The sequence below is a fragment of the Lentzea sp. NPDC054927 genome, assembly GCF_053610285.1.
On record NZ_JBSGXZ010000036.1, the window covers coordinates 95,048 to 101,047 of the forward strand.

Here is a 6,000-nt window from a genome sequence, read left to right on the forward strand (position 1 = left end):
GCATTAGCGGTTCGCGACGGACGCCGCCGCTCGCTACGGAAGGTAGGTAGCCAGAATGGACAGTCCGCCTAGTCAGGGTGAACGAGAGGTGAACACCGAACGGGAAGTGACGGGTCACACGGCCAAAAGAGTGACGGCGTGACCAGCGCGTATGCGTTTTGTGACGGTACGTTGACTACCGGGCGTACTGGACGTCCGCGTCCCAAAGGGTGAATCCGAGCTTCGTGTAGACCCGGACCGCCGCCGCGTTGTCCGATTCGACGTAGAGCATCACTTCCTTGACGCCCTGTTCCCGCAGGTGACGCAGGCCCGCGAGGGTGAGCGCCTTGCCCAGCCCGCCGCCCTGGCTGTCCGGATCGACGCCCACGACGTACACCTCGCCCAGGTCGGGCGTGTGCACCTTCGTCCAGTGGAAGCCGGCCAGCTTCTCGTCGGCGTCGAACGCGAGCAGGAAGCCTTCCGGGTCGAACCAGTCCTCGTCCTCCTTGGCACGGACGTCCTCGATCGACATCGAGCCCTGCTCGGGGTGCCAGTCGAACGCGCGGTGGTTCACGTAGACGACCGCGGCCTCGTCCTTGCCGGGGATGAACGGCCTGATGGTGATGCCTTCCGGCAGCTTGGGCTCCGACAGGTCGTTCTCGACCCGCAGCCGCATCCGCAGCAGCTCACGCACCTTGCGGAAGCCCAGCTTCGTCGCGAGCTTCTCGGCGTCCGGGTGGCCTCCGTGCGCCCAGATCCGCAGGGATTCCTGCGGGAGCGCCTTCACCAGCGCCTCGCCGACGCCGTGATGGCGGTGCTTCGGGTGCACGGCGAACTCGGCGACCTTGTTGCCGCCGGAGTCACCGAGAAGATCGACGTGCGCGTACCCGGCGAGCTCGCCGTTCAGGTGCGCGAGGAGGTGCCTGCTGCCGGTGGCGCCGGGGCGCAACCGCAGTCGCACGGCCTCGCCGACCGGGGCCACCCCGTCAGTGCTCTCCGCGGCCGTCAGCAGCTGCCCCACCTCGGCAGCCTGCTCGGTCGTCAGCTCGTCGTACCAGCTCAGTTGCGCCACACAGGCGAACCTACCGCGCGATCAAATGCTCATCCAGGACACGGACCGAGTCGTCGACCTCGGTGACCTCGGCCGGACGGCGCGGCGAACCGGGACGCGGCGGCCGGACGAACTTGTAGCCGACGTTGCGCACGGTGCCGATCAACGCCTCGTGCTCGGGGCCGAGCTTGGCGCGCAGCCGTCGCACGTGGACGTCCACCGTGCGGGTGCCGCCGAAGAAGTCGTAGCCCCAGACCTCCTGCAGCAGCTGGGCGCGGGTGAACACCCGGCCCGCGTGCTGCGCGAGGTACTTGAGCAGCTCGAACTCCTTGTAGGTGAGGTCGAGCGGGCGGCCTTTGAGGCGCGCGGTGTAGGTGGCCTCGTCGATCACGAGGTCGCCGAGCTGGATGGCGCCGTCGCCACCGGGCTGCGTGGTGCCGCGGCGCGAGCGGACCAGCCGCAGGCGGGCGTCGACCTCGGCGGGGCCGGAGTTCGGCAGCAGGATCTCGTCGACCGACCAGTCGGAGTTCACGGCGACCAGACCGCCCTCGGTGACCACGGCCACCACGGGCACGTCCACGCCGGACGAGTCGAGCAGGCGGCACAGCGAACGTGCGCCCACCAGATCCGTGCGGGCGTCGACCAGCACGATGTCGTGGGGTCCGGCCTCGAGAAGTGCGGAAACCTCTGGACGCAACGGTCGTACGGCGTGCGGCAGGAGTGCCAGTGCGGGAAGCACGGCCTCCGGGTCCGGGTCTGTCGTAAGCAGAAGCACGTCGATGCTCATCGCGGCGCCCTCCAAATCGGCCGTGGTCAGGTCACCTCGACCAGACCAGCGGCGTACGGTGACCGGGCCCCGTTGCCTGCGGATGACGGAGACAATACCGGTGCAACCCGAGAAAGTCCCAGGTCAAGAAGCCGTGCTCACACTTGTTTCCACAAGCGTCACGCCTGTTACATCCATGTCACATGACGGCGTCCGCCTGCACGGCGTCCACCACAAGAGTAAAAGCTCTCTTGCTTTCGTTGTGGGACACGGGTTTACGAACAACGTGCAGAAGCCGTACGTCTCGCGAGTGCTGGCCCGATTGGCCGCGCATGCCGGTGTCGTCGCATTCGATTTCCGCGGGCACGGACGCTCCGAGGGCAAGTCCACCGTCGGCGCGGACGAGATCCACGACATAGAGGCAGCGGTGCTGAAGGCCCGCGAACTCGGTTACTCGAAGATCGCCACGGTCGGGTTCTCGATGGGCGCCTCGATCACCATCCGGCACGCGGCACTGGGGGAGACCAGGCCGGACGCCGTGGTGTCGGTGAGCGGCCCTGCCAGGTGGTGGTCACGGGAGACCGCTCCCATGCGCCGGGTGCACTGGTTGCTGGAGCAGCCGCACGGGAAGCTCGCGGCGCGGGCGATGGGGGTTCGGCTCGGCGACAGCTGGGTACAACCGCCGGAGAGTCCGCTCGAGGTGGTGGCACGCATCACGCCCACCCCACTGCTGCTCGTGCACGGTGACCTGGACCACTATTTCGGTCCGGAGCACGCCATGTCACTGCACCGCGCGTCCTTGGGACATGCCGAGTTGTGGATCGAGAAGGGCATGAGGCACGCGGAATCGGCCGCGACTCCAGACCTGGTAGACCGGATGGCGGCATGGATCGCCGGCAACGTCGAGGACGAGGAATGACTGCAGGGTATTCCGGACAGGCCCCCGCCCGCGCAAAGCCGAAGAGGAAGTCGCGGCGCGGGAAGTTCCTCATCATCACGGTGCTGGTGCTGGGCGTGCTGCTGGTCGCGGCGGACTTCGCGCTGGCGGCGGCCGGCGAGTACCAGATCGCCCAGCGGATGCGCGAGAAGCTGCAGCTCAAAGAGGACCCGAACGTGCGCATCAACGGGTTCCCGTTCATCGTGCAGGCGTTGCGCGGTGACTACCAGCACGTGGAGATCCGCGCGTACGGCGTGCCGATCAAGGACGAGCAGCAGGGCGTCGACCTGCGCGACCTCGACGTCGAGGCCGACCTGCGGCACACCCGCGTCGAACTGGCGGACCTCCTGGCGGGCAACGTCTCCAAGGCGACCATCGACCAGGTGGACGGCAGCATCAAGATCAAGGCGATGGACCTGAACCGCCTCGCCAACCAGGTGACGCCGTTCGACAAGCTCTCGATCGAGCCGGACAACCGCGTCGCCACGCCGGCGACTGCCGACCCGAAGACGCCCAAGACCACCGCCGCGATCAAGCTCTCCGGCGAGACCAACGTCGCGGGCAAGGTCGTCACGCTCACCGCGTTCGGCCAGATCGCGCTGGTCAGCGGTGCCATCCAGATCAACATCGACGACATCGAGCTGAACGACGCCTCGCTGAAGCAGATCATCCCGCAGCTGCGCCAGGCGCTCGCGATCAAGATCGACCCCGGCACGCTCCCGTTCGGTGCGACACCCACCGCCGTCGAGGTGGAGAGCGGTGCGTTCAAGCTGAGCGGCCTGGTCAGGGATGTACCGTTGGTCCAACGATGACTGGTGTGTGGGCGCTGCTGGGCGCGCTGGCCGTGGCCGGTGCGATCGGTGTGCTGCTCAAGGTCCGCGAGGGCCGCATCTCCCGTCGTGACAACACGATCGACCTGCCCACCCCCGTGCGCGACCTGCTCGCGCCGGGGGTGACGCTGGTCCAGCTCTCCACCACGTTCTGCGCTCCGTGCCGGCACGCGAAGGTGATCCTGCGCGACCTGGCCGACCGCACCGACGGCCTCACGCACGCCGAACTGGACGTCACCGACCTGCCGGACGTCGCCGCGAAACTCGGCGTCATGCGCACCCCCACGACGCTGGCGCTGACCGCCGACGGCACCGAGGTGTTGCGAGTCGGTGGCGTGCCGAAACGCGACTCGTTGCTGGCCGCCCTGCAACCGCATTTGCCCTAATCCGGTCGAGTGAACCTGCGTTGTTCCACCAGATGGACATACCTCCCGGACCGAGGGATTGAGGGCTACCCTCGCTGGCATGACCTTGCTGCTCACGAAGCGACGCGCGGTTGACCTGTGCCGCGTGCGCAGCAGCCTGTGTCGCACGACGAGCTGATTGGGCCGCTTGACGCCCACCAGCTACCTCTGCCGGACTGATTTCCCTCGTCCGCATGCCCGGAGGTCGTCGTGCCCAAGGACAATCCTGTAGACCCGCGCGGACCGCGCTTCTCCGCCTGGATGACCACCGTCATTCTGGCAATCGTGTTGCTCACCGGCTGGTGGCGTCTGCTCGCCGCCCAGACGGTCCTCTTCGCGATGTGCGCGTTCATCTCGCTGAAGCTCAACCCGTGGGGTCACGTCTACCGCTTCGCGATCCAGCCCAGGATCACCCCGACCACCGAACGCGAAGAGGCAGCACCACTGCGCTTCGCCCAGGGCGTCGGTTTCATCTTCGCGCTGATCGGCACCCTCGGCTACGCCACGGGCCTGACCACGCTGGGCATGGTCGCCACCGGCTTCGCACTGATCGCAGCGCTGCTCAACGCCGCGCTGGGCCTGTGCCTCGGGTGCGAGATGTACCTGCTGCTGCGCAGGTACGCACCCGCCCTCGCACGTCCGCAATAAAGACACGCACACGCACTAACACAGGAGCAACTTCCCATGAGCCGTGAGAACGTGCTGGTCTCGGCCGCCTGGTCCGAGGAGAACCTCCAGACGCCCGGCGTCGTCTTCGCGGAGGTCGACGAGGACACCACCGCGTACGACGGCGGGCACATCCCCGGCGCCGTCCGAATCGACTGGAAGACCGAACTCCAGGACCAGGTCCGCCGCGACTTCGTGGACCGCGAGGGCTTCGAGAAGCTGCTCTCGGCCAAGGGCATCTCCAACGACGACCAGGTGATCCTCTACGGCGGCAACAACAACTGGTTCGCCGCCTACGCCTACTGGTACTTCAAGCTCTACGGCCACACCAACGTCAAGCTCCTCGACGGCGGCCGCAAGAAGTGGGAACTCGACGGCCGCCCCCTGGACAAGGAAGAGGTCACCCGCGCGGCGACCTCCTACAAGGCTCAGGAGCAGGACCTCTCGATCCGCGCCTTCCGCGACGAGGTCGTCGACGCCATCGGCAACAAGAACCTCGTCGACGTGCGCTCCCCCGACGAGTTCTCCGGCAAGCTCCTCGCCCCGGCCCACCTCCCGCAGGAACAGGCCCAGCGCGGCGGCCACATCCCGTCCGCCGTCAACGTCCCGTGGAGCAAGGCGGCCAACGAGGACGGCACCTTCAAGTCCGACGACGACCTCCGCGCGATCTACGCCGAGGCAGGCTTCGACGGCTCCCGCAAGACCATCGCCTACTGCCGCATCGGCGAGCGCTCGTCCCACACCTGGTTCGCCCTGCGCGAACTGCTCGGCCACGAAGACGTCAAGAACTACGACGGTTCTTGGACGGAGTACGGCTCGCTCGTCGGCGTGCCGATCGAACTCGGTTCCGGCAAGGAGGCCTGACAATGAGCAACGGCTGCGGCGCCCCCACCCAGGGCGGCACCATCGAGTCCGACACCACCGAAACGGTGCTGGAGGGCAAAGTCCTCTCCGAAGGCACCCCCGTAGGCGGCGCCTTCGTCCGCCTGCTCGACTCAACCGGCGAATTCACCGCCGAAGTCGTCTCCTCCCCAGAAGGCGACTTCCGCTTCTTCGCCGCCCCCGGCACCTGGACCGTGCGCGCACTCCACCGCACCGGCAACGGCCAGGCCGACGTCTCAGCGTCCGGCCCAGGCATCCACGCCGTGGAAATCGCAGTCGCCTGACCAAGTAGGTACAACGAGGACCCCGGCGGTAGCACACCGCCGGGGTCTTCGGCGTCCGGGCACGCCCCGATGATCATGCGCGAAGCCGAAGGCGAGCCGACCCGATGGCGAAGCCGAGGCGTCCTTAAGTCTTGAAACAGCGCTCCGGGCGGGTCCCCGTCACGAGTCGTGCCTCAGCACTCGCTGCACCCAGGCAGGGGT

Annotated in this window: 9 protein-coding genes; 7 read left to right on the forward strand and 2 right to left on the reverse strand. The window is 67.5% G+C overall.

The annotated features are described in order from the left end of the window. Positions 1–175: 175 nt before the first annotated feature. Complete coding sequence (gene mshD / locus ACWGE0_RS34515) at positions 176–1,051, reverse strand: mycothiol synthase (RefSeq protein ID WP_452265081.1); 876 nt, start codon at positions 1,049–1,051, stop codon at positions 176–178. Positions 1,052–1,061: 10 nt separating this feature from the next. Next, the gene (locus ACWGE0_RS34520; RefSeq protein WP_452265082.1) at positions 1,062–1,817 is read right to left on the reverse strand and encodes a winged helix-turn-helix domain-containing protein; all 756 of its coding nucleotides are present in this window, start codon (positions 1,815–1,817) and stop codon (positions 1,062–1,064) included. A gap of 241 nt (positions 1,818–2,058) precedes the next feature. On the opposite strand from ACWGE0_RS34520, the gene ACWGE0_RS34525 reads away from it, so the two are divergent. The 7 genes from ACWGE0_RS34525 to ACWGE0_RS34555 all read left to right on the forward strand — a co-directional run bounded on the left by ACWGE0_RS34525 (position 2,059) and on the right by ACWGE0_RS34555 (position 5,799). Then, positions 2,059–2,715: an alpha/beta hydrolase family protein gene (locus ACWGE0_RS34525; RefSeq protein ID WP_452265083.1), complete on the forward strand. Its 657-nt coding sequence runs from the start codon at positions 2,059–2,061 to the stop codon at positions 2,713–2,715. Further along, on the forward strand, positions 2,712–3,545 hold the full coding sequence (locus tag ACWGE0_RS34530; RefSeq protein WP_452265084.1) for an LmeA family phospholipid-binding protein: 834 nt from the start codon (positions 2,712–2,714) through the stop codon (positions 3,543–3,545). Before ACWGE0_RS34525 ends, ACWGE0_RS34530 begins: the two co-directional genes overlap by 4 nt. Beyond that, positions 3,542–3,949, forward strand: coding sequence for a thioredoxin family protein (locus ACWGE0_RS34535; RefSeq protein WP_452265085.1), 408 nt, complete (start codon positions 3,542–3,544; stop codon positions 3,947–3,949). Before ACWGE0_RS34530 ends, ACWGE0_RS34535 begins: the two co-directional genes overlap by 4 nt. Positions 3,950–4,028: 79 nt before the next feature. Further along, positions 4,029–4,106 carry a putative leader peptide gene (locus tag ACWGE0_RS34540; protein ID WP_373294250.1) on the forward strand — a complete coding sequence of 26 codons (78 nt, stop codon included), beginning with the start codon at positions 4,029–4,031 and terminating at the stop codon, positions 4,104–4,106. 71 nt (positions 4,107–4,177) lie between these two features. Beyond that, on the forward strand, positions 4,178–4,615 hold the full coding sequence (locus ACWGE0_RS34545) for a DUF4395 domain-containing protein (protein WP_452265086.1): 438 nt from the start codon (positions 4,178–4,180) through the stop codon (positions 4,613–4,615). 36 nt (positions 4,616–4,651) lie between these two features. Continuing rightward, on the forward strand, positions 4,652–5,497 hold the full coding sequence (locus ACWGE0_RS34550; protein WP_452265087.1) for a sulfurtransferase: 846 nt from the start codon (positions 4,652–4,654) through the stop codon (positions 5,495–5,497). Positions 5,498–5,499: 2 nt separating this feature from the next. Further along, positions 5,500–5,799 (forward strand): DUF1416 domain-containing protein, encoded by a 300-nt coding sequence (locus tag ACWGE0_RS34555; RefSeq protein WP_319969676.1) that lies wholly within the window; start codon positions 5,500–5,502, stop codon positions 5,797–5,799. Positions 5,800–6,000: the final 201 nt, after the last annotated feature.